Consider the following 23814-nt stretch of genomic DNA (forward strand, 5'->3'; position numbering starts at 1 on the left):
CCAGCCAGGCCCCGTCGCCGCCCGCGGCACTGCGGCCAGGACCTGTCGACCAGGCGGCTCGGTTGTCTGAAACCCATGTCGCCTTTGCTCGTGCGTGTTTGCGTGGGTTTGAAACCGCCATCGCCTTTGCAGGTGAGAAACGGGTGTTTTTGGTGCGTTTTTCGGCTGCAGTGGTGATGCCGGTTTCAGCGGTTCCTTGTTGGGGGTGAGCAGTGGTGTTGTTGGTTTCAATGCCTCCGCGTTGTCGCGCCGTGTGCGCGAAAAAGTTCGCCCTGCTTGGTCTGATGGTGGGCGTGAGCGCGACAAAGTTCACCCTGCGCACGAAAAATGGCACAAAATTGGCGTTTTGTGGAGTGCTGGGCGAACTTTTTCGCGGAAATGCTGCTGGAGGGGCGGTGTTGGGCGAGTTTTTTCGCGCCAACCGGTGCCGTGCCCAGGTCCTGTAGGCGATGCGGCGCACTTCAGGCGGCTGCGATGGGGGTTTTGCGCCATGCGAACCCCTCTAACGGCGTGTCGCCGGTGTGTCGGACCTTTGGATGGCGTCATTCCCCCCGATTGGTGGCGGTGAGCTCGCAGTTTGCGGGGGTGTCGTGGCCAAACTGCAGACCCATTGGGTGAAAAGAACCCAAAACCGACTGCTGTGGCTGAATGGGTCTGCGATTTGGCGGAATCGATCGCTGTCGTGGTGCGCTGTTCGCGCGTAAACCCGCTATTGCGAGTGTTAACCCGTTATTTGGAGTGTGGGCGGGGCTGCCTAAGTTCGCATTAGCGGGTTAACGTGCGGGTTAGAGGGCCAACGTGCGCATTAGCGGGTTCACGTGCGCGTTGAAGGGTTAGTGTGGCCGTTGCTAGGGTCTTGGCCGCCACTCGTTGGATGTGCGTGCGCGCGGGAAGCGTACCGACCGGGGCAGGGCTTCAGCGGTGCTTCAATTCCGCCGTTCCTCTTGAGGCCCTACAACCTCATGAGGACTCGCGACCTTAGCGGGTCTCACGACTGGAGTGCTCCCAGGCATGTGTGGGAGGCAACCGTGGCCTCGGGTAAGATTGGTTAGGCGAACCTGGGTCGAAAAATGAAAACGTCAATGATCTTAAAACGCTGAAATCCGAGGATTATTCCCTCGCAACAACGAGATAGTGAAACATTTGACTAAAGGGCTGTTAGCACTAGAAATCCTGGGACCAAAGGGCCAAGATTGATGTGTCTGAAGGGCATGGCCCCACAAGGGTGAGCCCCGTACCGAATACACATGCAGAGGAGAAACAACATGACCGTTGAGTCCACCGGCTTCAAGGCTTCCGACGTTCTCGCAGGCAACCTGCAGAAGGTCCTCACCGACGTGACCGCTCTGTCCCTCGTGGGCAAGCAGCTGCACTGGAACATCACCGGCGAGGGCTTCCGCTCGCTGCACCTCTACCTCGACGAGGTCGTGGATATCGCCCGCGAGGCCTCCGACGAGGTCGCCGAGCGCATGCGCGCCCTCCAGGTCGTCCCCAATGGCCTGCCCGAGGTCGTCGCCCAGCGCAACACCCTGCCGACCGTCCCCGAGACGATCATCAAGACCTCTGACGCCGAGGAGCTCGCCGTCGCCGTCATCAACGCGACCGTCGGCACCATGCGCGACGTGCACGAGAAGGTCGACGCCGAGGACTCCGCCTCCGCCGACATCCTCAACGACTACATCCGCCGCCTCGAGCAGCAGGCGTGGTTCATCCGTTCGCAGAACGGCCAGGCCTGAGCCTGACTCCTCCGTGAGGAGGGCGCGAGTCGCCTAGGCTCGCATCAAACAACGTGGGGTGCCCCGCCTGTTGCAGGCGGGGCACCCTTGTGCGTGGACGAGGGGCGCGTGCAAGCCGCTCAATCGGTGATCCAGGGAGGTGACACCGCGTCAGCGACACGGGGGAACGTGAACATTAGGCTGGTGGCGTGACGAACTCCCAGGACACAGCAGCCACCACTTCGGCGTCGAACCACGCGCAGCAGGGTGAGGTGCCGCCCGCCCTCGTCCTCGTCAACCTGGGGACGCCGACCGCCCCCGAGCCCGGCCCGGTACGCGCCTTCCTGCGTGAGTTCCTCTCCGACCGCCGCGTCATCGAGATGAGCCCGCTCCTGTGGAAGCCCATCTTGGAGGGCATCATCCTGCGAGTCCGGCCGCGCGAGGTCGCGGGCAAGTACCGCAGCATCTGGATGGACGAGGGCTCGCCCCTCATGCACTACACCCGCGAGCAGGCCCGCCTCCTCGGCGAGCGCCTGCCGGGCGTGCGCGTCGAGGTCGCGATGCGCTACGGCCAGCCCTCGATCGGCTCGGTCCTGGACCGCCTGCACGCCGAGGGAGTGCGCCGCGTGGCGATCCTGCCCGCCTACCCGCAGTACGCGGCCTCGACGGTGACGACGATCAACGACGCGGTCGCCCAGTGGATCGGCCGCAACCGCGACGGCTTCGAGCTGCGCCTGCACCGCTCCTTCCCCGCCGCCCCCGCGTACATAGAGGCGCTGGCGACCGCCCTCGAACGCCATTGGGAGCGAGTGGGACGCCCGAACTTCCTGACGGGGGACCGCATCGTCGTCTCCTTCCACTCGATCCCGGTCGCCATGGACGAGGCCGGGGACCCCTACCGCGCCGAGTGCCGTCATACGGTCGCCGCCCTCGAGTCGCGCCTGGGCCTGGCGATGGGGTCCCTGACGGCCACCTTCCAGTCCGTGTTCGGGCGAGCCGAGTGGCTGGGTCCGCAGACCATCGAGGAGATGGCCGAGCTGGGCGCCGCGAAGTGCCCGCGCGTGGACGTCATCTGCCCGGGCTTCATGGCGGATTGCCTGGAGACTCTCGAGGAGATCGACCAGCTCAACCGCGAGACCTTCGTCGAGGCCGGGGGAGGGGACTTCCACTATGTGCCGTGGGGCAATGACTCGGAGGGCGCGGTCGCGTCCCTGGAGGAGCAGGCGCGCATCGCCCTCGCCGGCTGGGTGTAGGCGCGCGCTGTCACAATTGACCGGCGGACGAAACCCTTCGGCATCGGTGGCCCCGGCCTCGTAGCGTGGAGGCATGAGCACGCCTGACTGTACGACCTTCGCAACGCTGGCCATCCACGCCGGGTTTGACCCGGACCCGATTACGGGCGACGTGGTGCCTCCGATTCACGTCGCTTCGACGTTCGTGCAGGATCGGCCCGGCGAGCTGCGAGAAGGCTACGAGTACGGGCGCTGCGGCAACCCGACGACCAACGCGTTCGCGGGCGCGCTCGCGGCCCTGGAGGGGGCGACGCACGGCTTTGCGTTCCCCTCGGGCATGAGCGCCGAGGACACGGTGATCCGCCTGCTGGCGCGCCCCGGCGACCACGTCGTGCATTCGACCGACGTGTACGGCGGCACCCACAAGCTCCTGAGCGTCATCAAGCCCGCTGAGGGCATCACCTCCGAGGCCGTGGACCTCACCGACCTGGCCGAGGCCGAGCGAGTGATTCGCGGGTCGCGCCCGCAGATCGTGTGGGTGGAGACGCCCTCGAACCCGTTCCTGCTGGTTACGGATATCGCCGCGATCGCGGCCCTCACGCACGAGGTGGGGGGCCTGCTGATCGTGGATAACACCTTCGCGACGCCGGTCCTGCAGCGCCCCCTCGAGCTAGGCGCGGACGTCGTCGTGCACTCGACGACCAAGTACGTGGGCGGCCACTCTGACGTGGTCGGCGGCGCCTTCATTCTGCGCGACGGCCTGGAGCTGCCCGCGCACGTCGAGCCCTTCTTTGGGGAGCGTGACGCCGCCGCCGAGGCCGTCAAGCTGCAGATGGCTCTCGGGCACGTGCCCTCCCCGCGCGACACGTACCTGGCCCATCGCGGCCTGAAGACCCTGGCCCTGCGGGTGGAGCGTCACTGTGAGAACGCGCAGAAGGTCGCCGAGTTCCTGGCCGCCCACCCGAAGGTCACCGCGGTCCACTATCCGGGGCTGGCCTCGGACCCGGGTTACGAGCTGGCTCAGCGTCAGAACCCGGCCGGCGTGGGAGGCGTGCTCTCCTTCCAGGTCGCCACCGAGGAGGCCGCGATCGAGCTGACGACGCGCACGCGCGTCTTTGCCCTGGCAGCGTCCCTGGGCGCGCCGGAGTCCCTCATCGAGCACCCGGCGATCATGACGCACTCGACGCGCGTGGGAGGCGTGGGCGGCGTGCCCGGCACGCTCCTGCGCCTTGCGGTCGGACTGGAGGACGCGAATGATCTGATCGCGGACCTGGATCAGGCGCTCGCGCAGATCTGAGGTTCCTCTCCTCGGGGACGAGGCCGGGGTTCCCCGGGCGGTGACGCGCGGTGAGGGGTGGGACCGGCGGCTCAGCGGACGCTGCGACCTACTGACGTGCGGTTGCTCAGCCAGGTCGCGGCCGCCGTCGCGCCGCCGACGGCGAGGACCGCAGGCACGAGGATCGTGGCGCCCTGGCCGGTAAACTCGATGACCAGGATGAGCCCCGTGAAGGGCGCCTTCATGGACGTGCCGAGGAATGCGGCCGCCCCGATGAACGCAAATGCGGCTATCTCGGATCCGGGCCAGGCGGCCGCCCACGGCAAGCCGATGACGGCCCCCAGTCCCGCGCCGAGTGCGACAGCGGGGGTCAGGACGCCGCCCCAGCCTCCCGCGCCGATCGTCAGGAACGTGGTGGCCGTCTTGGCGAGGAGGATCAACAGCGCGAACGCGAGTCCCGCGCCCGCCGCCCATGTCGCATCGAACTGTGTCTGTGCGCTGGCCTGCCCGTTGCCGAGCACTGATGGAATGCGGGTGGAGACCAGGCCGACGATGACGAACGCGAGCGGCAGGGTGATGAGGATGCGCCAGTCGCGCGGTCGGATCGCGCCGGTGCGTGCGACGGCCTCTTTGAATGCCCGCCCCGCGGCGCCGAGCACCGGCCCCATGAGCGCGCCGAAGACCGTCAGGGATAGCGATGGCGTGAGGGGCGGGACCGTGTAGAAGAAGGCCGGCCTCGTGAATCCTGTGGAGACGAGGACCGCGATCCCCGAGGTGATGAGCGCGGGGGCGACGGCACGCGCGGACAGGGAGACGAGGAGGATCTCGAGGGTGTAGATCGTGCCCGACAGGGGGATCGAGTACACGGCGGCTAGGCCTGCGCCCGCGCCGCACGCGACGATGATGCGCCGGTCCTCGGGGGTGAGGCCGAGGCAGTCGGCGGCGGCCGCGCTGAACGCGGCGGCCATCTCGCGTGGGGCGACCTCGCGCCCCACGGAGGCGCCGAGGCCGACGATGAGAACCTGGGTCAGGGCGTGCCAGGTGGCGCGCAGGGGAGGCATGGGGGTCCCACCCACGGCGCCGGACACCGAAGTGACGGCCGTGTTGCGGCGGAACAGCAGGAACCAGGACAGGGCGCCGACGACACCGGCGAGCGTCAAGATCCCGACGCGACGGGCGGGAGAAACCGCACTCACGGCTTCCAGGAGAGTGCCGCCGTGCATGTCCCAGGCGATCGCCTGGATCCAGTGGAGCAGATGGATGCACGCCAGGCCGACGAGGCCGGCGATGATCCCGGTGAGGAGTGTTGCGACCGCGAGGCGGCGCGTGCTCATGGACATGGCGTATCGGAGTCGAGGCGTTCGCTCACCCGCGTGAACAGGCCGGTGAGCATGTCGATCTCCTCCGGCGTGATGTCGTCGAGGAACAGGCGGCGGATGACATCGCGCTGGACCAGGGCGGCCTCGTCGAAGAGGGTCTTGCCGGCCGGCGTCAGGGAGACGAGGCCTCCGCGGCCGTCGCCTTCGCAGGGGCGGCGCTCGATGAGGCCTCGGGATTCGAGGCGCTTCATCGTGTGGGTGAGGCGCGAGCGTGAGAAGACGACCTGGTGGGCCAGGAGGGAGGGGCGTACGCCTTCCTCGCCGGCGCGGTCGGTCATGAGCAGTACAGAGTATTCGGGCATCGACAGACCGGCCTTGCACTTGAGGGCGGCTTCGATGCGCTCGGTGAGGCGAGCCGTTGTCGTGAAGTAGAGCTCCCAGGCCGCCGCTCGGGGGTGGTGTGCTCGGCTCACTGGATCTCCTCGTTCAATGCTTCCGGGTGAGGCCGAATCGGCCTCGGGCTGCCTACGAGTATAACTTTCAATTAGACCTAGGTATAAATCGGTGCAGCGCACGTCACGTTCTCAGAATGAATGATTGAATGATCTGAATTGTTTGAATTGCGCTACTCTAATTGCAGTGCAATACGCATCTGAACTCGTCAGAGAATGAATCCAAATACTTCGAGAGGAATGAATACATGAAAAAGACGAAGAAGATTGTCGAAATTGTCGACGACTTCGATGGCACCCCCGCCGATCAGACTGTCCGCTTCGCGTTTAATGGCGCGTCGTACGAAATTGATCTGAGCCGCGAGCATTTCGAGGAATTTGCCGAGGCCATTCAGCCCTACATTAAGGCTGGTCGCAAGGTGGGTTCGACCCGCCGCCGTGGCAACGCCGGCAACCCCACGCAGCGCCTGGAGAACGCGAAGATTCGCGCCTGGGCAAAGGAAGAGGGACTCGAGCTGTCCGACCGCGGTCGCATTCCCGCTCCGATCGTCGAGGCTTACCGCAAGGCTCGCGCCTGATTCACGACGCAATTGCGGGCGCACCGAAAGGTGCGCCCGCAATTCTTTGTACACAGGTGAGGGGTGGCACGCGTTGTGCGTGCCACCCCTCAGGTGCGTCGGATGTCAGTCCTTGGAGACGACGTTATTCGCGCCCGAGTCGCTGCCAACCTGAGGAGCCTTTCCGTCGTCGTACTGGACAGCGTTATTGGAGCCGGTGAAGGAGACCTTGTCGGCGGACTTCACCTCGACGGAATTCTGGGAGCCGTTGATCGTGATCTCGGAGACGGCCTCGCCCTCAATGTGGTTGTTCGAGCCGTTGACGACGACGGTCTTCGTGCCTGCGGGGATCTCGACGTGCGTGTTGGACTCGTTGACCGTGAAGGCGCCGGATGCGTCGGACTTACCGGAGTCGGTGGACGAATCGGTCTTGGTGTCCGTGCGCGGGTTGCTCGAGGCCTCGGGGGTGGACGAAGCCGCGGGGGCGGAGGAGTCGCCGCCGGAGACGTTGGCGGTCTGGGTGCAGCCGGTCAGGGCCACGGTGGCGACGGCCAGGGCGGCAGCGGCGGGAAGGAAGGACTTCAGGGACATGGTGTCTCCCTTTCGTATGTTGATCAGTTGGTCAAACGTCAATCAGAGTACTAGAAGGCGGGGATGAAGATCTCGACGCGGCGGTTGAGCGCACGGCCGGCCGGGTTGTCCGAACCATCGGCGTTCTCGTTGGGTGCGACGGGCTTCGACTCGCCGTAGCCGGTCGCATCCAGGATCGCGCTCACGCCGTCCTTCTTCAGCTCGGCGGACACGGCATCCGCGCGCTCCTGCGAGAGCTGGAGGTTGAAGGCCTCGTCCGAGATGGAATCGGTGTGGCCGTAGATGTGGGCGGTGGGAACCTTCGCGTTGTTGAGCACGCCCGCCAGGCTCTTCAGGGTCTGGGCGGCTTCGGGGCGGATGTCGGACTTGCCGAAGTCAAAGAGGACGCCGTCCTCCAGGGTGATGACCGTGCCGCAGGACTCGACGGGCTTGAGGGACTCGACGGCCGGGAACTTGCCGAGCTTGCCGACCTTCTCGACCTTCGGAGCATCGTTGATGGTCACGCCGTTGACGGTGGCCGTGCCGTTGCCGTTGTTCTGAATCGTCAGCTTCTCGTCCGAGTAGCTGCCCGTGCCGTCGCCGTTGTTGATGATCGTGACGGTGCCCTTGGAGAATTGGCCGGAGCCGTCACCGTTGTTGATGATCGACTCCATGGAGGTCGCGTTGGAGTAGTTGCCGCCGCCATTGCCGTCCAGGATGATGCTGGTCGTCGTCGTGGAGTAGGTGCCCGAACCGTCGGCCTCGACGGTGATGGTCACCATGGTGTCGGCGTTGGAGTAGGTGCCCGAGCCGTCGCCGCCGTAGATGATGGAGATGGGGCCCTCGGTGATGACGCCGGAGCCGGTGCCGTCGTTGACGACTGTGCCCTTATCGCTGGAGGAGACGGCGGAGCCGTCGCCGCCCAGGACCGTCGAGCCGGACACCAGGGACGTACCGTCGCACTTGGCGGGGGAGACCGTCACGCCCGGAACGGAGGCAAGGGATGAGGAGGCTGCCTGGACGACGGCCTTGTCTGCGTTCGAGGCGAACACGTCGATCGCGGGAACCGAGAAGAGCGGGATCGGGGGGATCTCGCCGGGGCGGTAACCCGGGACCGTCGGAACCGAGGCGGGTGTTGCGGACTGGGTGGGTGCAGCCGTGGTGGCCTCGGCGGTGGGCGCAGCCGCGGGAGTCTGAGGCTTCGAGGAGCCGCAGGCGCCCAGGGCGAGCGTGGTCGCAGCGACGAGAGCGGAGGCTGTCAGGGTGCGTCGTGTGATGATCATGAACCTAACCGTACGGGAAAATACGAGGGGTGCACATTGTTCTGGTAATCATGTAAAATCGCGGAATCTCAAGGAACTCAGGGGCATTCCGAGGGGCACTCAGGGGGTGATCAGGGTATGGCCGGGGTCTTTGTCCGCACAAGATAAGGGGGCCTCGTTCTGCGTCGTTGGAGGCGGGACCTCGTCCCCCTCGCGGTCCGGTGTCCAAGCTGTGGCGTGATCAACCCCACGGGATATATGAGGAGGGCTGGAACCTGTGGGACAATGGAGACATGAGCTACAAACTGGTGCTGCTCCGCCACGGCGAGAGCGAATGGAATGCAAAGAACCTCTTCACCGGTTGGGTGGATGTTCCGCTGTCGGACAAGGGCCGCGCGGAGGCTACCCACGGTGGCGAGCTCCTCAAGGAAGCGGGCGTGAAGCCCGACCTCCTGTTCACGTCGATGCTGCGTCGCGCCATCATGACCGCGAACCTCGCCCTCGACGCTGCCGATCGCCACTGGATCCCCGTTGAGCGCAACTGGCGCCTCAACGAGCGTCACTACGGTGCGCTCCAGGGCAAGAACAAGAAGGAAATCCGCGACGAGTATGGCGAGGAGCAGTTCATGCTGTGGCGCCGTTCCTTCGACGTGGCCCCGCCTGCCATCGAGGCCGGCTCGGAGTTCTCGCAGGACACCGACCCACGCTACGCCGGCGAGCCCGTCCCCATGAGCGAGTGCCTCAAGGACGTCATCGCGCGTCTGCTGCCCTACTGGGATGAGACCATCGTTCCCGCGATCAAGACCGGCAAGACCGTCATGATCGCCGCGCACGGCAACTCCCTGCGCGCCATCGTCAAGCACCTGGATGAGATCTCCGACGAGGACATCGCCGGCGTCAACATCCCCACCGGCATTCCGCTGGTGTACGAGCTCGACGAGGAAACCCTCAAGCCCATCAAGAAGGGCGGCACCTACCTGGATCCCGAGGCTGAGGCGAAGATCGCCGCGGTCGCCAACCAGGGCAAGTGAGCTGAGCGGAGCCCCGGCATCGTCTGAATGGACGAGGCCGGGGCTCCGTCATGCCCGGAAAACCGGGCTTTTTGGGTTGTGATACCCGTCCTTATGGCGCACGTTTGAACGTGAGCAGGGTCGCATGCTGGGATGAACTGCGGTCGTGCTTGAGGTTGGTTTGTGTCGATCCTTGTATGCGTGTAACGTTGAGCTTTCACACTGTATGGGTCGGTTTTGCTCGCCAGCTGGTAGAATAGTTGTGCTATCCACGCAAGCACTCAGGAGTCCATCCATGTCGTTTGAAATCGGTCAGACGGTCGTCTACCCGCACCACGGCGCAGCCACGATCGAAGAGGTCATGACGCGCACCATTCGTGGTGAGGAGCGGACGTACCTGAAGCTGCGTGTGAATCAGGGTGATCTTGAGATTCAGGTCCCCGCCGAAAACGTCGACATGGTTGGCGTCCGCGACATCGTCGACGAGGACGGCCTCGAAGAGGTCCTCTCCGTCCTGCGTGCCCCCTACATCGAGGAGCCCACCAACTGGTCGCGCCGCTTCAAGGCGAACCAGGAGAAGATCGCCACCGGCGACATCGTGAAGGTCGCCGAGGTCGTGCGTGACCTGACCCGCCGCGACGACCTGAAGAAGCTGTCCACGGGCGAGAAGCGCATGCTGACGAAGGCCCGCGGAATCCTCACCTCCGAGCTGGCCCTGGCGCGCAACATTGAAAAGTCCGCCGCCGCCGAGCGCCTCGACGCCGTCCTGGCTGAGGGTCGCATCGAAGTCGAAGAAGATGCCGTCGAAGAGTGAGTCCTGCGCGGTCCTGACGGCCGCCGGCTCCGGCTCTCGCCTCTGCTGCGAGGGGCCGAAAGCCCTCGTTGAACTCTCGGGTCGCCCCCTTGTCTGGTGGGCGGCCCGCGGCCTACGCGCCGGGGGAGTGGGGGCGATCGTCGTGACGGCCCCGGCCTCGTCCATCGAGGAATTTCGTAGCGCCCTGTCCGATATTGATGATCTGACCGTCGTCGCCGGCTCCGATCGCTCGCGTCAGGAGTCCGTGGCCCTCGGCCTGGCCGCGCTTGGCCGGTGCGAGGCGGACACGGTCGTCCTCGTGCACGACGCGGCGCGGCCCCTGACGCCCCCGCAGGTCACCGAGCGCGTCATCGACGCGGTTGCCGGCGGCGCGGGCGCGGTCATCCCCGTCCTGCCCGTCACCGACACCCTCAAGACCGTGGATGCCTCCGGCGTGGTCGTCGGCACGCCCCGCCGCTCCGACATGGTGGCCGTGCAGACCCCGCAGGGCTTCCGCTGGGACGTCCTCATTCGCGCGCACGAGGAGGGAGCCTCCCTGGGCGCGGACGAGGCCCGGGCGGCCACGGACGACGCCGGCCTCGTAGAGGCCATCGGCGGTTCCGTCCAGACCGTCGCGGGCGACGAACGCTCGATGAAGGTCACGCGCCCCCTCGACCTGGCGCTTGCGCAGATCCTGGTCGCCGAGGAGACGAGTGCCTAAAGGCCTGCCCGGTTGGCGTTGTCGGGTGCGCTCGTAGCTCGCGCCCCACCGCAGCCCGGGCGGTGATATGCGTCAGCGGGCCGTCAAGATCGCGCATGCCATCCTGGCTCCCTCTGAGGAAGCCAGCATTGTAAGCTTTTCCGGCCGATTGTTGAAGTAGGTGACCAGGCTGTCTACCCGCGAAAGCGGTATGGGGATTCCTGTCATGTCGAACTCCATGTCGCGGTTGGCTCCGTCGGCGGACACGTACATGAGCGGAAGCTAATCGCCGATGTCGGGAATTGGACTGAAGCCCTTAATGGTCGGATGGCGATCCCACGGAATACGTGTCGCGGACTTGTCGATGAGAGAACGGAACGCGACATCTTCAGGAGTGAATTCGATGATCGGGCCCTGATGGATGAGCCAGAGCCTGTGGGGTGAGGACATGAACATGAAATAGAACATCGTCGAGAACATGAGGCCCGTGATCAAGCTGAGGACAGCGCCGACGGCCGAGTGGGTCACCAGCACTTCGATGATGATCGCTATCGGAGCGCAGGCTATGCCGATGCCGAAGGCGATCTGTTTCACGCGAACGAGGGCAAGGGTGGGACGTATCGATATTCCCATACCCTCCACGTGCACGATCCATCTGTCGTATCGGCGGAGCATGTGAGTGACTGCGAGGAACGCAGATGCGATGCCTAAGAGCAAGCAGTAGACAGAGAAAAATAGCGCGATGCCGCCTGGAATATAGCCCGACAGTAAGAGGAAGATAACCGCGGTCACCGGGAAGAAGATGGCCGGGCGAACTAAGTTATTCGCCTTTGCATACTGCTTGTCGGCTTCCGAGGGGCTCACCAGCGTGCTGCGTGCCATCGTCTTCTCCTTCCAGGGTGACATACCAGCATATGACATGTGGTCAGGTCGCGCTGGTGGTTCCCCGGCCTCGTCGTGGGGATCCAACGAGAGCTCGGGGGTGGCCGCGTCTCAGGCGTCCGGGTCTTGTCCTCGCAGGAGCGCTCGCACCATGTCGACGCCGGTCTCGGTGCCGAGAACGCGCCGCCGCCGGGGGTTGGAGGCGAAATAGTCAATAAGTCGCTCGAAGGCGACGTAGGAGAGCCCTGGATCCTTGAGGCACAGCCACGTGACACCGTCCTCGCCATCCGAGGTCCAGTGGACGGCGGTCATGCCCTTGATAGTCTCCCCCACGCCGGTCACATCACTCCAGGCTGCCGTTTTGAGCCGAGGAAGAATGTCTTTCTCGGCGAAGGCGAAACCCGAGGGGACGAGAAGGAGCTTCTGTGCTTTGACGTCGCGCGGTTGTGGAAAATACAGATACGTGTGCTTCACGAGAAAGGAAACGATAAGGATGCAGGCCAAGAGTGACATAAGGAAACCATTCTTGGTGCTCGAGGAGAATGCGAGAGGAATGAGGGAAATCAAAACGCCGCTCACTCCCCATGTAAAGCCGGCGAGGCGCCTCTGAGAGAAGGTGGTGTCCCCGATGATCAGCAGCTCTGTGATCGTGCTTTCCCCCTGGCGCGTCGTGGTGTCAGTGACCCTCGGCGGGCGGCTGGGTGCGCGCGCATAGGCAACGGCGGCCGGAATGAAGGCGATGAGGAGGATAAAGACGATAGCGAGCCCGTAACGCAGGCCGAGGGCGGGGAAGCCGAGCGCGATGAGGGCAGCGAGGACGAGTGCTGCCGTGACTCCGACAGCATAGAAGCATGCGGGGACGATCCACGCTCGGCGCATGATGGCGTCGGCTTGTGCTGGGGTGAGAGGTCGGCGGATGAGGGTCAGGGGGAGCATGCGCCTAGCCTGCCGTCAGGATGTCGGTGACGAGCTGCGGTCCCTGCGGTGTTCCGAGCGTTGCTCGATCCTCAGGATGGGCGACAAAATGGTTGATGAGTCGCGCGAGTTGCCAGTAGCAGATGGGCATCCCCTTCATATCGAAAACGAGCGCATCCTCGGAGTCTCGGGTGGATACGTGCATTAACTGGTGTGGCTCATTGGCGACGATGAAAAGCTCGAATCCCTCAATCTGGGGGTTGCGATCCCAACGGATGCGTGTCGGGTTGTCGTGCAGGAGGGGGTGAATAGCCAGTTGCTCGGGGCCGAGCGTGATCAGCGGTGACCGGTGGATGCGTGAGGGGCGATACTCCGTCATCTTGAACATTGTGTATCCGAGGAACGAATAGGAAAATCCCAGGATTAGGCTCATAACAGAATTAGGCTGAATAAGGAACAAGAGAAGTGTGATGGGGCCGCAGCTCAAGAAGAAAACGGAGTTGATCGACGAAACGTAGAAGGGAAAAATAAAGGGGTAGAGGGCGATTCCTTCTGACTCGACGCGTATGAGGACTCCCCGGCGCTGTTGAAGGATCTCGGCGATGCCGAGTGTGAGGGATGAGAGGGCGAGGAGAATCGGCACTGCGACAAAAAGGAACGTGTAGGCGATTGGGAAAAAGCTGCGTATACAGAAAAAGAAAATTGCACAAATAGCGCAAACGGCGGTAATGAAGAAATTTGCACGTGCCTTGGATAGGCGTTCGTCCGCATCGGACACGCTACGTAAATTGTGGTGGTCTACCATGATCCTCCAAACATGTAGTAGGGAAGATGAGAGACAAATGCATCAGCTCTTTCACGATATTCAAGTGGAATCTCCTCGTAAAGAGTGTCACCTCCAGCTGCAGCGACGATACCTGCTGCGACGCCTGTTTAAGGAGGCGCTACATCGGGGTGTGTTAACGGACATCTCTGCCATGTAGACAGCATATGACATGTGGTCAGGTCGCGCTGGTGGTTCCCCGGCCTCGTCCCTGGGGCGGCCCGAGGAGTAAGTGAGCTACGAAACGTGGTAGTTTCACCCTGGACGCACACACGCCTCCGAGCACTCCCCATCGAAGGAGCCCGATCCCATGAGCACAACGCCCACCACCCCACACCGCGTGATCACGCGCCGAGTCGTCGACTGGGCGGCCTGGGACTGGGGCAGCGCCGCCTTCAACGCGGTCGCCACAACCTTCGTGTTTACGACCTACCTGACCAGCGACGGCGTCTTCACCGACGCGGGTACGGCTTCGACCTGGCTCAGCAACGGCATGACGATCGCGGGCATGTTCATCGCCCTGCTGGCCCCCATCACCGGCCAGCGCGCCGATCGACGAGGCCGGGGCGGAGTCTGGCTCGGATGGTTCACAGGCGCGGTCGTTGTCTGCATGCTCGCCATGTACTTCGTGCACCCCGAGTCGGTCCTCGGTCCCCAGGGTGCCCTCATGCTGGGTATTGCGCTGCTCGGCCTGGGTAACGTGTTCTTCGAGTTCGCCTCGGTGAACTACAACGCGATGCTCAACCACCTGGGCGAGAAGGAAGACCGCGGCAAGATCTCCGGCTTCGGCTGGGCAGCCGGCTACATCGGCGGCATCGTCCTGCTGCTCATCCTCTACGTCGGCCTCATCGGCGTCAACCTGCTGAACGTACCCACCGACGCGCACCTGAACATCCGCATCTCCATGGTGATCGCCGCCCTGTGGCTCGGCGGCTTCGCGATCCCCGTCATCCTCCACCCGCCGATGCCCAAGAAGGTCCAGACCGGCGGCGACAACGAGTCGATCATCGACTCCTACAAGCTCCTGTGGCGCACGGTGCGCACCCTCAAGAACGAGGCCCCGCACACCCTCTTCTTCCTCATCGCCTCCGCCGTCTTCCGCGACGGCCTCGCCGGCGTCTTCACCTTCGGTGCCGTCCTGGCTAAGACCGCCTTCGGCTTCAGCGCCAGCGAGGTGTTGATCTTCGCAATCGCCGCCAATGTTGTCGCAGGCCTGGCGACCGTCGCCTTCGGCTGGGTCGACGACAAGATCGGCCCGAAGAAGGTCATCATCCTGTCCCTGAGTGCGATGGTCGTCGCCGGCTTCGGCGTCTTCTTCCTGCACGCCCGCGGCCCCGCCGTGTTCTGGAGCCTCGGCCTGGTCCTCTGCGTCTTCGTCGGCCCCACGCAGTCCGCGTCGCGTTCCTTCCTGTCGCGCATCATCCCCGCCGGCCGCGAGGGCGAGGTCTTCGGCCTCTACGCGACGACCGGCCGCGCCGTGTCCTTCATGGCTCCCGCCATGTACAGCCTCTTCCTCATGCTCGGCAAGCGTATGACGCCCGCCGGCGAGGACTACACCTACTGGGGCGTCCTCGGCATCATGCTGATCCTCGGCGTCGGCCTGGCCCTCACGATCCCCGTGAAGGCAGACCGCGCGACCCTGGACCACATGGAGGGCTGAACGCCTCGCCTCAGACGAGGCGCGTCCCCGACGCATGCGAGTCCAATCTCGCCCGCCGCAGGGAGGCGCAGGCATCTCCGTCGTCGGTGCCGTGCGGCCCCGAGTGGGGGTACTACTCGGCACGCACCATGAGGGCGTTCGCCAGCGCGGCCACGCCCTCGCCTCGTCCCGTGAAACCCAGGTGATCCGAGGTCGTCGCTGACACGGTGACCGTGCCCCCGGCGATCTCGCTCATGACCGCGCAGGCCTCGGGCAGTCGTGCGGCCATACGAGGCCGGTTCCCCACGACCTGAACGGTCGCGTTGCCGAGCACCCAGCCGGCCTCGGCGGTCATGCGGCGAACCTCCTCAAGGAGCGCGCGCCCCGAAGCACCCGCCCACTCGGGGCGATCCACGCCGAACACGGTGCCGAGCTCGCCCAGGCCCGTCGCCAGCAGCATCGCGTCGCATAGGGCGTGCGCGGCCACGTCCGCGTCCGAATGCCCCTCGAGGGGCCGCTCGCCCGGCCACTCCAGGCACGCGACCATCAGAGGGCGCGGCGAGTCGGGGGCGGCGAACGCGTGGACGTCGACCGCTTGGCCGATGCGGAAACGCAGATCAGTCATGGAACCAGGGTAGCGTCACGAGGAAGTCGGCGTGAAGGCGATGAGACCCTCATCCGTCAGTCCGACCAGCAGGTCGTCGAATACCCACGTGTGATTCCGTGCCGACCTCAACTCGGTTGAGGTATGCGTCTTGTTGTTCGCCATGTCGAAGAAATAGACGGTCTGTTCCTTGTACCCGATGTTCAGAATGAACGCAGCGGTTCCGTCGGCGCTCGCACGAGCGTGCGTGGGGGAGAAGGAACAGGGCGGACGGGTGCTGGAAGAAACCCCCACCAACCCCTCCGCGGAGTATTTCGCAATGCCCCCCGAGGTGTGCACCATGAGGGTTTGGCACCTGTCGCCGGTCGCCTCCAGCATGCCCGTCGTCCATGGCGTCCTGCCCGAGTCGAAGAAAGCATCCCACTCACTCAGAGTCGGCATGCGGCCATCTTCTGCGGGGATAATGTACTTAAGGCTCGGCCCAAAAGTGCCCAGGGAATTGCCGGACATGTCGAATTCTTCGAGCAACGTGGCGTTCTTACGCACGATGAGGCCATCCGAGGCTGGATACAGAGCATTGTAGGAATAGGAACGGGCATTAGCTAAACGCCCCTCTTGTCCAAAGGTCGTCACAACACCCGTGTATACGTTGACGATCTGTGGGTTCCTGTAGTCATCGACGGGAACCAAGGCGGAAGCCTCCTCTCCGGTCCCAATCGTACGCGGCCCGTCCCACCGTGAGAGGGAGGAGTTACGGGACTGTTTTCCCGTAATGCTCTGCCACTGCTGTGTCCAGGAACCGGATTCCTGCTTCCACCCGGCGCAGGTTTCCATGCCGGAACAGGTCACCAGGATGTCGTCGACCATGGTGATCGGATGGCCGTCCTCCCACGGCGCCTGTGTCTGAATGCCAGTTGATTTCGAGATCAGGATATTCTCGACGGCGAGCCACTCGCCGATGGAGACGATGGAGAAATCTGTCCCCGAGTATGGGATCTGCATGGACCCGTCGTTGGATGTCCACAGCACGGCGGGCTCGGAGGAAGAGACGTCGATGGCTGCAAGAGAGATGGAATGGGAATGATGGTCCCGGGAGACCATGTAGAGTGTTGTGCCGTCGGCAAACAGGGTGGTTTCGGATGGCTTGTCAATGCCGGTGCGAGGTTCAGGAACGGTCCAGGCGACGCTCACGCCCGCTGCCCAGTCCGACGAGAGAATGTTCGTGTTCGTGGCCGAACCCTTGTAGCCCTGGGAGGCTACCGGCTTTGCGGTGGACTGTGGAATCGCTGTGATGAAACGCGGTAGCGCGAAAAGGAAAGCGATGACCGCGAGGCTCGTGGCGACGATGAGTGCTGCTTTCTTCCTCTGCAGTCGTATGTATGCCTGATGGCCCGCGATACGCTCGGGGTTGGTGCGCGTGCGCGGAGGGCGAGCGCCTTTTCGGGGTGCGCTCGCGGGGGCCGGCGAGGCACTGGTCGAAGCTGCGCGGTCTGCGGGCTGCTCGGTGGCGCTCTGCGTCTTCGGCTCGCTCCCGGGTGCGGGGGTGGAATCCGCGTCCGGGGGAGCCCAGCGAGAAGAATCGTTACTCATGAGTCCTCATTTAGGCCGAGGCCGGGGTGAAGGCGACAACCCCCTGCTTCGTCATGCCGATCACCAGGTCATCGTAGGCCCACGTGAGGCTATGAGCCCCGTTGAGATCCTTCGAGGTGTGTGCCTCCTTCGTGTTGGTGTTCGCGAAGTAGACGCGCTGGTTGGACGGAGAGCCGGCCTCGCTGATGAACAGCGCAGCCCCATCGGCGCTGGCTCGCACGTCGAGCGGCGAGAAGAGGCAGGGCTCCGAGTCGCTGATGGACACGTCCTTGACGCCGTACGCCGAGCGGGGCATGGCATCCGAGGACAGGATGAGGGTCGCCGTGGTGCACTTCGAGCCGGTCATCTCGATCGTTCCCGTCGCCCACGGGGCCTTCGAGTCCTTCAGGTACGAGCGGAGCTGATCGAGGCTCGGCGCGGGGCCGTCGCTCGTGGGGACCGCCCACATCCGCTCGTAATCGATGGTCTCGACGAGCTTGCCCGTCATGTCGTAGACGTCGGCCTTGTCGTAGTCGCTGACGTTGATGTATCCGTCGGAGGCGATGAGGAAACCGCGGCTCTCAAACTTCTTTGCCGGAGCATCGCCCCCGAGGGTGGTGACCGTGCCGGTGTGGATATTAATGATCTGGGGCGCGAAACCATCCTCGGCGGACAGCAGGAACGAGGCGTCCTCCCCGCTGCCCATCATCCGCGTCTTGTTGGGCGCCTCCAGAGCGAGGTCGCGCCCCTGTCGAGACGTGATGCTCTTCCACTGCTGTTTCCAGGAACCGGACTCCTGCTTCCAGCCGGCGCATGTCTCCATGCCGGAACAGGTCACCAGGATGTCATCGGCGGCGGCCATGGGAACATCGCCCGGCCACGGGGCCTGAGCGATCGCCCCGGTCTTCTTATCGATCACAACGTCGTTGTAGGCGAGCGAATCTCCGGCGGAAGCGAGCGTCTGCGCGTCACTCCGCTTCGTCACCGTCGCGTCCGAGCTCTCCTTCAGCCACAGCTTCTCGGGCTTCGCGCCCGAGATGTCGTATGCGGCGGCAACAGCATGGCCCTCACTGTCGCTCCTGGCGGCCACGTACAGGGTCGTGCCCTCCACGAGCAGAGACGGAGCGTCGTAGTCGTCGACGTAAGCGGAAAACTCGTCCAGGGTCCAGGCCACGTCCACGCCGTTGGCCCACGAACTCGCCAGAGTGCCCGTCAGGGTTCCCGACCCCGTGTAGCCCTGCCCGCGCGGACTCGGAGCAACCCGGGGCGCCTTGGTCGCGAAAAATATGACGCCGGCAACCATCGCGACGACCGTCAGCAAGGCGATCAGCGCAACGCGCCACCAGCGCAGCTTCTTGCCGTGCGGCGCGGGGGCCGGTGCGGGAACAGTCCCGGGCGCGGGGGCGCGGAACGCGTTCGGCGGGGGAAACGAAGATTTCGCGTACGTGATCGGCAGCGGTATCGAAGCGGCCGACGCGTCGGAGTCTGTCGGGGCTGGCCACTGGGAATCGTTGATGCTCACACCACGTTTCTACCACACGCCCCGGGGGAGCCTCCCCCGATCCCATGCCCCGGCCTCGTCCCACGCATGTGACGAGGAACGGGCGCCCTCGCAGGCCACGCCCCCTCTCCGATAGGATCGACCCGTGCGCTACATTTCGACCCGACGCGGCCCCAACACGCCCACCCGTTCCTTCAGTGACATCCTCCTGGAAGGCCTCGCCCCCGACGGCGGCCTCTACCTGCCCGAGGAATACCCGACGCTGTCGCAGTCCGACCTGGACGAGCTGCGCATCGTCCTGCGCGAGGACGGCTACGCGGCCATGGCCGCCGGCATCATCTCCCTCTTCGTCGATGACATCGGTACCGACGACCTGAGTGCGATCACGGCCCGCGCCTACCGCACCCCCGCTTTCTCCGACCCCCAGATCGTCCCCGTCGACGCCCTGGAGGGCGCCGACCTGCACCTCGCTCACCTCTCCAACGGCCCCACGGCCGCCTTCAAGGACATGGCGATGCAGCTCCTGGGCGAGCTCTTCGAATACGAGCTCACCCGCCGCGGCGACTGGCTGACCATCGTCGGCGCCACCTCCGGCGACACCGGCTCCTCCGCCGAATACGCGCTGCGCGGCCGACGTGGCCTCTCCGTCGTCATGCTCACGCCCGCCGGCCGCATGACCGCCTTCCAGCGAGCTCAAATGTTCTCCCTCCTCGACGAGAACATCGTCAACGTCGCCGTCGACGGCGTCTTCGACGACTGCCAGGACCTCGTCAAGGCCGTCAACATGGACGCCGACTTCAAGGCCACCTGGCACGTGGGCGCCGTCAACTCCATCAACTGGGCGCGCCTGCTTGCCCAGGTCTGCTACTACGTGGCCACCTGGCTGCGCGTCACCGAGGAAGGGGCCGACGCCTCGTCCACGGTCAGCGTCGTCGTGCCCTCGGGCAACTTCGGCAACGTGTGCGCCGCCCACATCGCCCGCCAGATGGGCGTGCCGCTCGGCACCCTCGTCGTCGCCACGAACGAGAACGACGTCCTCGACGAGTTCTTCCGCACCGGCGTCTACCGCCCCCGCTCCTCCGCGGACACGCTGGCCACCTCCAGCCCGTCCATGGACATCTCCAAGGCCTCGAACTTCGAGCGCTTCATCTTCGACCTGCTGGGCCGCGACGGTGACGCCACCCGCGCCCTCTTCGATGATGCCCTCGCGCGCGACGGCTACTTCGACCTGTCCGGCACACCCGAATTTGCCTCCCTGCGCGACACCTACGGCTTCACCTCCGGGACCTCCTCGCACGCGGACCGCCTCGCGGAGATCGCGCGCACGGAAAAGGAGAGCGGCTACCTTCTCGACCCGCACACGGCCGACGGCGTGCACGTCGCCCGCGCGCTCCGCTCACAGATCGAGGGCCCGCTTGTCGTCATGGAGACCGCCCTGCCCGTCAAGTTCGCCGAGACAATTCAGGAGGCCACCGGCCACCTCCCGCCCGTGCCCGAGCGCTTCGAAGGCATCGAAGGCCGCGAAGAGCGCGTCACGCCGCTGGCCAACTCCGCCGAGGACCTCAAGGCGCTGATCGCCGCGCGCGTGCGCCCCGGCGCCTGAGTTTTCCCTGACTCGCCGAGGCCCGAGCCCCCACCAGCGAAGCCGCGCGGTTCCGCATTGGGGGGCCCGGGCCTCGTTACATACTTCCGCGAATGCGGCCGCGGGCGGAAGCGGGCTAGGTGCCCAGGTAGGATTGAGCCATGCTTCACCTGTACGACTCGAAGAGCGCCCGCGTCCAGCCCCTGACACCGGTCACCCCCGGGAAGGTCGGCATCTACCTGTGCGGCGCCACCGTCCAGGGATCCCCCCACGTCGGCCACCTGCGCGCCGCCGTCTCCTTCGACACGCTGATCCGCTGGCTGCGCCGCAGCGGCTACGAGGTCACCTACGTCCGCAACGTCACCGACATCGACGACAAGATACTGCACAAGTCCGCCGAAGCCGGCTGGGACTGGTGGGCGTGGGCCTACCGCTTCGAGCGCGAGTTCACGCAGGCGTACGAGACCCTGGGTGTGCAGTCCCCCACCTACGAGCCGCGCGCCACCGGCCACATTCCCGAGCAGCTCGACCTCGTTCAGCGCCTCATCGACGCGGGCCACGCTTACAGCGACGGGCACGGGAATGTGTACTTCGACGTCCACTCCCAGCCCGACTACGGCTCGCTCACCCGGCAGCGCCTGGCCGACATGCGCACCACCGAAGACGACGCCCAGATCGACGAGGTCGTCGAAGCCGGCAAGCGCGACCCCCGCGACTTCGCCCTCTGGAAGGTCAGTAAGCCGTCTGAGCCGGCCACCGCCTCGTGGGACAGCCCGTGGGGACGCGGGCGACCCGGCTGGCACCTCGAGTGTTCCGCCATGTCGCGCCGCTACCTCGGCGACGAGTTCGACATCCACGGCGGCGGCATCGACCTGCGTTTCCCGCACCATGAGAACGAGCAGGCCCAGTCGCACGGCGCGGGCTGGGAGTTCGCGCGTCTGTGGGTCCATAACGCGTGGGTGACCACCAAGGGCGAGAAGATGTCCAAGTCGCTGGGCAACGTGCTGTCTATCGGTGCTCTCACCGAGGAGTATCCGGCCGTCGCCGTGCGTTGGGCGCTGTCCACCGTTCACCACCGCTCCGCCATCGAATGGGGCGCCGAGACGCTGCCCGCTGCGTACGCCGCCTGGGAGAAGTTCTCCACCTTTGTAGCTCGTGCCATTGAGGCCGCCGGTGAGGCTCCGGCCTCCGAGATTGCCCTGGCACCCGCCGACCTGCCCGAGGCCTTCGTCGCCGCCATGGACGACGACCTCAACGTCGCAGGCGCGCTCGCGGTCCTGCACGAGCACCTCAAGGCCGGCAACGCCGCGCTGGCTGCCGGGGACCAGGCCGCAGTCTACTGCGAGCAGGTCCTCGTTCGTTCCATGCTGGACGTGCTGGGCCTGGACCCCGCTTCTGAGCAGTGGCGCGGACAGGCAGGCATCGGCGCGGGAAGGAGCGGTGCTGCTGCCGCCGAGCACTCGGCGCTGGACGCGCTGGTCCAGGCCGTGCTGGAGGAACGAGCTGCTGCCCGCGCCGCCAAGGACTGGGCCCGCGCTGACGAGCTGCGCGACCGCCTGGCCGCCGCCGGCGTCACCGTCGCGGACGGCCGCGACGGCGCGACGTGGAGCGTTGGCTGAGCTGCGGTTTCTGACAGCTGTTTCCTGACGTGTGTGCCGCCCGGTCCCGATGGGGCCGGGCGGCTTCGCGTTGCTCGTTGCCTCGACAGATCTCCGGCCGCCGCGTGGCCTGCCCGCCCGCTCGCCGTCCGCGCCGCGAGCTTCGCTCGGCGCGTCGTCTCGAAGCCCGGCCAGGCCCCGCAGGCCCCGCGGCGGCCTCCAATCGGTCGGGGCTCGTTGTTTGTGCGTTGCCCGCCCGCCCACGAGATCGCCACACGCGAGCCTGATGGCTCGGTTGCTTGTGGCCCCACGGGTGTTCCGGGCGCCGGAGGCCCCGGCCGCCCGCGAGGCTAGGGCCTCACTTCGTTCGGCGCCGCGCCTCGAAGCCCGCCCGTGCCCTCCGGTCCCTCGGGCGCCCTCCACACCAGTGGGGCCAGGTCGCTGTTGTCTAGTTCGGCGCGTTGTTTTGCCGCCTGTCCGGGCCCCGCCGCTGCCTACGCGTGCCCCCGTTAGGCACTGCAGGCCAGGTGGTGTGGTTGTCTGAAACCGGCATCGCCTTTGCTTGTGAGTGCCTGCGTGGGATTGAAACCGCCATCGCCTTTGCGCGTGAGAATTAGGTGTTTTTGGAGCGTTTTTCGGTCGCATTGGTGTTGTCGGTTTCAATGGGTGTTGTTCAGGGGCGAGCATTGGTGATGGTGGTTTCACGCCGGACTGTATCAGTGGTTGTAGAGGTGTCGTTGGTTTCACCGTCACCACCTCACTGCGTCCTGTGCGTGAAAAAGTTCGCCCTGCGTGCTCAAAATGGCCCAAAATCGGCGTTTTATGGCGTGCTGGGCGAACTTTTTCGCGGGTCAGGTTGAGAAGGCATGCTGTTGGGCGAACTTTGTCGCGCCTGTGAGCCCGCCACTGCCTCCGTCCCTGGGCCCGGCCCGCCACTTCCTGCCGGCCCCACGGCCAGGCCTTGCGGTGCCTCCGGCACCCTCCACATCGGCCACGGTGGGGGTTTGCACGACACGTAGCTTTCTAGCAGTGTGTCGGTCGGTGTGTTGGACCCCCGTGTCGTGCAATTCCCCTGTTTGGTGGGTGTGAGTTTATGGCTTGGAGGGCCCGCGTGCGGATTGGAGGGATCACGTACGCGATTAGCCCGATGCGAGTCGAGGCCGTACCCTGATAATCAGTCGACGCCGCGAGGCATCACGGCAAACGGAGAGGAACAGCATGGAGTACGTGGCTCTGCTGCGCGGCATCAACGTCGGCGGCAAGAACAAGGTCGTCATGAGCGAGCTGCGTGAGCTCATCGCGCGCGCGGGCTTTGGACACGTGCGCAGCTACATCAACAGCGGCAACCTCCTGTTCGAGGCCGACACCCCAGTTGAGGACGTGGCCCAGATGGTCGAAGACATCCTGGAAAGAAACTATGACTTTCCGATCCGTCTCGCGATTCTGACGGGGGAGGACTACCTCGCGGAACTGGCCGACCTGCCCGACTGGTGGCATGGCGAGGTCGCCCGGCGCGACGCCCTGTTTTACACGAGAGGCCTGGACCGCTCCCACGTGCGCGAGCGCATCGAGGCGATGGAACTGGGTGATGAGGCCGTACACTTCGGCGAGCACGCCGTGTTCTGGGGCAAGTTCGACGATAAAGAATTCCTGAAGACCGCCTACCACAAGCGCCTGCTGCGCGAGGACTTCTACCGCCAGGTGACGATCCGCTCGGGTGCGACGGTCGAGAAGATCGCGGCCATGCTGTCACAGGACTGAGGCTCACCCCGCCCAATCGTGATTTTGGCCCCCGCGCGCGCCCCTGCGGCCCCG

21 protein-coding genes are annotated in these 23814 nt (G+C 65.2%); 11 read left to right on the plus strand and 10 right to left on the minus strand.

Annotation, left to right across the window (positions count from 1 at the left end):
- The first annotated feature begins 1265 nt into the window (after window positions 1-1265).
- The 3 genes from ACTODO_RS04460 (at window position 1266) to ACTODO_RS04470 (ending at window position 4244) form a co-directional block, all read left to right on the plus strand.
- Entirely contained in the window at window positions 1266-1736 is a 471-nt protein-coding gene (locus ACTODO_RS04460) for a Dps family protein (protein WP_034512064.1), read from the plus strand.
- Between the two features lie 188 nt (window positions 1737-1924).
- Complete coding sequence (gene hemH, locus ACTODO_RS04465; protein ID WP_003791892.1) at window positions 1925-2968, plus strand: ferrochelatase; 1044 nt, start codon at window positions 1925-1927, stop codon at window positions 2966-2968.
- A gap of 73 nt (window positions 2969-3041) precedes the next feature.
- Window positions 3042-4244: a PLP-dependent transferase gene (locus tag ACTODO_RS04470; RefSeq protein ID WP_003791894.1), complete on the plus strand. Its 1203-nt coding sequence runs from the start codon at window positions 3042-3044 to the stop codon at window positions 4242-4244.
- A gap of 71 nt (window positions 4245-4315) precedes the next feature.
- Here ACTODO_RS04470 and ACTODO_RS04475 read toward each other — a convergent pair whose 3' ends face one another.
- Together ACTODO_RS04475 and ACTODO_RS04480 are read right to left on the minus strand one after the other, a co-directional pair.
- Window positions 4316-5563, minus strand: coding sequence for a chloride channel protein (locus tag ACTODO_RS04475; RefSeq protein WP_003791896.1), 1248 nt, complete (start codon window positions 5561-5563; stop codon window positions 4316-4318).
- The gene (locus ACTODO_RS04480; protein WP_003791897.1) at window positions 5554-6015 is read right to left on the minus strand and encodes a MarR family winged helix-turn-helix transcriptional regulator; all 462 of its coding nucleotides are present in this window, start codon (window positions 6013-6015) and stop codon (window positions 5554-5556) included. Before ACTODO_RS04480 ends, ACTODO_RS04475 begins: the two co-directional genes overlap by 10 nt.
- 227 nt (window positions 6016-6242) lie before the next feature.
- On the opposite strand from ACTODO_RS04480, the gene ACTODO_RS04485 reads away from it, so the two are divergent.
- Window positions 6243-6572 (plus strand): histone-like nucleoid-structuring protein Lsr2, encoded by a 330-nt coding sequence (locus ACTODO_RS04485; protein WP_003791899.1) that lies wholly within the window; start codon window positions 6243-6245, stop codon window positions 6570-6572.
- A gap of 105 nt (window positions 6573-6677) precedes the next feature.
- Here ACTODO_RS04485 and ACTODO_RS04490 read toward each other — a convergent pair whose 3' ends face one another.
- Complete coding sequence (locus ACTODO_RS04490) at window positions 6678-7142, minus strand: DUF3060 domain-containing protein (protein ID WP_244262515.1); 465 nt, start codon at window positions 7140-7142, stop codon at window positions 6678-6680.
- Window positions 7143-7192: 50 nt separating this feature from the next.
- Window positions 7193-8404, minus strand: a complete 1212-nt coding sequence (locus ACTODO_RS04495; protein ID WP_003791903.1) for an OmpA family protein — start codon at window positions 8402-8404, stop codon at window positions 7193-7195.
- A 272-nt stretch (window positions 8405-8676) separates the two neighbouring features.
- On the opposite strand from ACTODO_RS04495, the gene ACTODO_RS04500 reads away from it, so the two are divergent.
- The 3 genes from ACTODO_RS04500 to ispD all read left to right on the plus strand — a co-directional run bounded on the left by ACTODO_RS04500 (window position 8677) and on the right by ispD (window position 10907).
- The gene (locus ACTODO_RS04500; RefSeq protein ID WP_034512068.1) at window positions 8677-9414 is read left to right on the plus strand and encodes a phosphoglyceromutase; all 738 of its coding nucleotides are present in this window, start codon (window positions 8677-8679) and stop codon (window positions 9412-9414) included.
- A gap of 274 nt (window positions 9415-9688) precedes the next feature.
- On the plus strand, window positions 9689-10207 hold the full coding sequence (locus tag ACTODO_RS04505; RefSeq protein WP_003791906.1) for a CarD family transcriptional regulator: 519 nt from the start codon (window positions 9689-9691) through the stop codon (window positions 10205-10207).
- Window positions 10191-10907 carry a 2-C-methyl-D-erythritol 4-phosphate cytidylyltransferase gene (gene ispD, locus ACTODO_RS04510; protein WP_003791908.1) on the plus strand — a complete coding sequence of 239 codons (717 nt, stop codon included), beginning with the start codon at window positions 10191-10193 and terminating at the stop codon, window positions 10905-10907. Before ACTODO_RS04505 ends, ispD begins: the two co-directional genes overlap by 17 nt.
- Before the next feature lie 261 nt (window positions 10908-11168).
- Here ispD and ACTODO_RS04515 read toward each other — a convergent pair whose 3' ends face one another.
- The 3 genes from ACTODO_RS04515 to ACTODO_RS04525 form a co-directional block, all read right to left on the minus strand.
- Window positions 11169-11768, minus strand: coding sequence for a hypothetical protein (locus tag ACTODO_RS04515; protein WP_131332769.1), 600 nt, complete (start codon window positions 11766-11768; stop codon window positions 11169-11171).
- Window positions 11769-11879: 111 nt separating this feature from the next.
- On the minus strand, window positions 11880-12704 hold the full coding sequence (locus ACTODO_RS04520) for a hypothetical protein (protein ID WP_003791913.1): 825 nt from the start codon (window positions 12702-12704) through the stop codon (window positions 11880-11882).
- 4 nt (window positions 12705-12708) lie between these two features.
- Window positions 12709-13461 (minus strand): hypothetical protein, encoded by a 753-nt coding sequence (locus ACTODO_RS04525; RefSeq protein ID WP_208853686.1) that lies wholly within the window; start codon window positions 13459-13461, stop codon window positions 12709-12711.
- A 355-nt stretch (window positions 13462-13816) separates the two neighbouring features.
- Here ACTODO_RS04525 and ACTODO_RS04530 point away from each other — a divergent pair, with 355 nt between their 5' ends.
- Entirely contained in the window at window positions 13817-15166 is a 1350-nt protein-coding gene (locus ACTODO_RS04530; RefSeq protein WP_003791919.1) for an MFS transporter, read from the plus strand.
- 112 nt (window positions 15167-15278) lie between these two features.
- Here the strand turns inward: ACTODO_RS04530 and ispF are convergent, their stop codons facing one another.
- Genes ispF through ACTODO_RS04545 form a run of 3 tightly spaced genes read right to left on the minus strand, consistent with a single transcriptional unit; the run spans window position 15279 to window position 18840 of the window.
- The gene (gene ispF, locus ACTODO_RS04535) at window positions 15279-15770 is read right to left on the minus strand and encodes a 2-C-methyl-D-erythritol 2,4-cyclodiphosphate synthase (protein ID WP_003791921.1); all 492 of its coding nucleotides are present in this window, start codon (window positions 15768-15770) and stop codon (window positions 15279-15281) included.
- 15 nt (window positions 15771-15785) lie between these two features.
- Window positions 15786-17339, minus strand: a complete 1554-nt coding sequence (locus ACTODO_RS04540) for a hypothetical protein (RefSeq protein WP_003791923.1) — start codon at window positions 17337-17339, stop codon at window positions 15786-15788.
- A 10-nt stretch (window positions 17340-17349) separates the two neighbouring features.
- Complete coding sequence (locus tag ACTODO_RS04545) at window positions 17350-18840, minus strand: hypothetical protein (RefSeq protein WP_003791926.1); 1491 nt, start codon at window positions 18838-18840, stop codon at window positions 17350-17352.
- Window positions 18841-18964: 124 nt separating this feature from the next.
- On the opposite strand from ACTODO_RS04545, the gene thrC reads away from it, so the two are divergent.
- The 3 genes from thrC (at window position 18965) to ACTODO_RS04560 (ending at window position 23760) form a co-directional block, all read left to right on the plus strand.
- The gene (thrC, locus tag ACTODO_RS04550) at window positions 18965-20422 is read left to right on the plus strand and encodes a threonine synthase (protein WP_003791927.1); all 1458 of its coding nucleotides are present in this window, start codon (window positions 18965-18967) and stop codon (window positions 20420-20422) included.
- 140 nt (window positions 20423-20562) lie between these two features.
- On the plus strand, window positions 20563-22020 hold the full coding sequence (gene cysS, locus ACTODO_RS04555) for a cysteine--tRNA ligase (protein WP_003791929.1): 1458 nt from the start codon (window positions 20563-20565) through the stop codon (window positions 22018-22020).
- A gap of 1197 nt (window positions 22021-23217) precedes the next feature.
- Window positions 23218-23760 (plus strand): DUF1697 domain-containing protein, encoded by a 543-nt coding sequence (locus ACTODO_RS04560; RefSeq protein ID WP_003791930.1) that lies wholly within the window; start codon window positions 23218-23220, stop codon window positions 23758-23760.
- Window positions 23761-23814: the final 54 nt, after the last annotated feature.

Origin of the sequence: Schaalia dentiphila ATCC 17982 (assembly GCF_000154225.1) — a bacterium.
GTDB lineage: Bacteria > Actinomycetota > Actinomycetes > Actinomycetales > Actinomycetaceae > Pauljensenia > Pauljensenia dentiphila.

What these genes read in the sequence shown, in the direction of transcription:
- ACTODO_RS04460 (WP_034512064.1), top strand. Translation starts at nt 1,266, where the DNA reads ATGACCGTTGAGTCCACCGGCTTCAAGGCTTCCGACGTTCTCGCAGGC.
- ACTODO_RS04470 (WP_003791894.1), top strand. Translation starts at nt 3,042, where the DNA reads ATGAGCACGCCTGACTGTACGACCTTCGCAACGCTGGCCATCCACGCC.
- ACTODO_RS04475 (WP_003791896.1), bottom strand. Translation starts at nt 5,563, where the DNA reads ATGTCCATGAGCACGCGCCGCCTCGCGGTCGCAACACTCCTCACCGGG.
- ACTODO_RS04485 (WP_003791899.1), top strand. Translation starts at nt 6,243, where the DNA reads ATGAAAAAGACGAAGAAGATTGTCGAAATTGTCGACGACTTCGATGGC.
- ACTODO_RS04490 (WP_244262515.1), bottom strand. Translation starts at nt 7,142, where the DNA reads ATGTCCCTGAAGTCCTTCCTTCCCGCCGCTGCCGCCCTGGCCGTCGCC.
- ACTODO_RS04495 (WP_003791903.1), bottom strand. Translation starts at nt 8,404, where the DNA reads ATGATCATCACACGACGCACCCTGACAGCCTCCGCTCTCGTCGCTGCG.
- ACTODO_RS04500 (WP_034512068.1), top strand. Translation starts at nt 8,677, where the DNA reads ATGAGCTACAAACTGGTGCTGCTCCGCCACGGCGAGAGCGAATGGAAT.
- ACTODO_RS04505 (WP_003791906.1), top strand. Translation starts at nt 9,689, where the DNA reads ATGTCGTTTGAAATCGGTCAGACGGTCGTCTACCCGCACCACGGCGCA.
- ispD (WP_003791908.1), top strand. Translation starts at nt 10,191, where the DNA reads ATGCCGTCGAAGAGTGAGTCCTGCGCGGTCCTGACGGCCGCCGGCTCC.
- ACTODO_RS04515 (WP_131332769.1), bottom strand. Translation starts at nt 11,768, where the DNA reads ATGGCACGCAGCACGCTGGTGAGCCCCTCGGAAGCCGACAAGCAGTAT.
- ACTODO_RS04520 (WP_003791913.1), bottom strand. Translation starts at nt 12,704, where the DNA reads ATGCTCCCCCTGACCCTCATCCGCCGACCTCTCACCCCAGCACAAGCC.
- ACTODO_RS04530 (WP_003791919.1), top strand. Translation starts at nt 13,817, where the DNA reads ATGAGCACAACGCCCACCACCCCACACCGCGTGATCACGCGCCGAGTC.
- ispF (WP_003791921.1), bottom strand. Translation starts at nt 15,770, where the DNA reads ATGACTGATCTGCGTTTCCGCATCGGCCAAGCGGTCGACGTCCACGCG.
- ACTODO_RS04540 (WP_003791923.1), bottom strand. Translation starts at nt 17,339, where the DNA reads ATGAGTAACGATTCTTCTCGCTGGGCTCCCCCGGACGCGGATTCCACC.
- cysS (WP_003791929.1), top strand. Translation starts at nt 20,563, where the DNA reads ATGCTTCACCTGTACGACTCGAAGAGCGCCCGCGTCCAGCCCCTGACA.
- ACTODO_RS04560 (WP_003791930.1), top strand. Translation starts at nt 23,218, where the DNA reads ATGGAGTACGTGGCTCTGCTGCGCGGCATCAACGTCGGCGGCAAGAAC.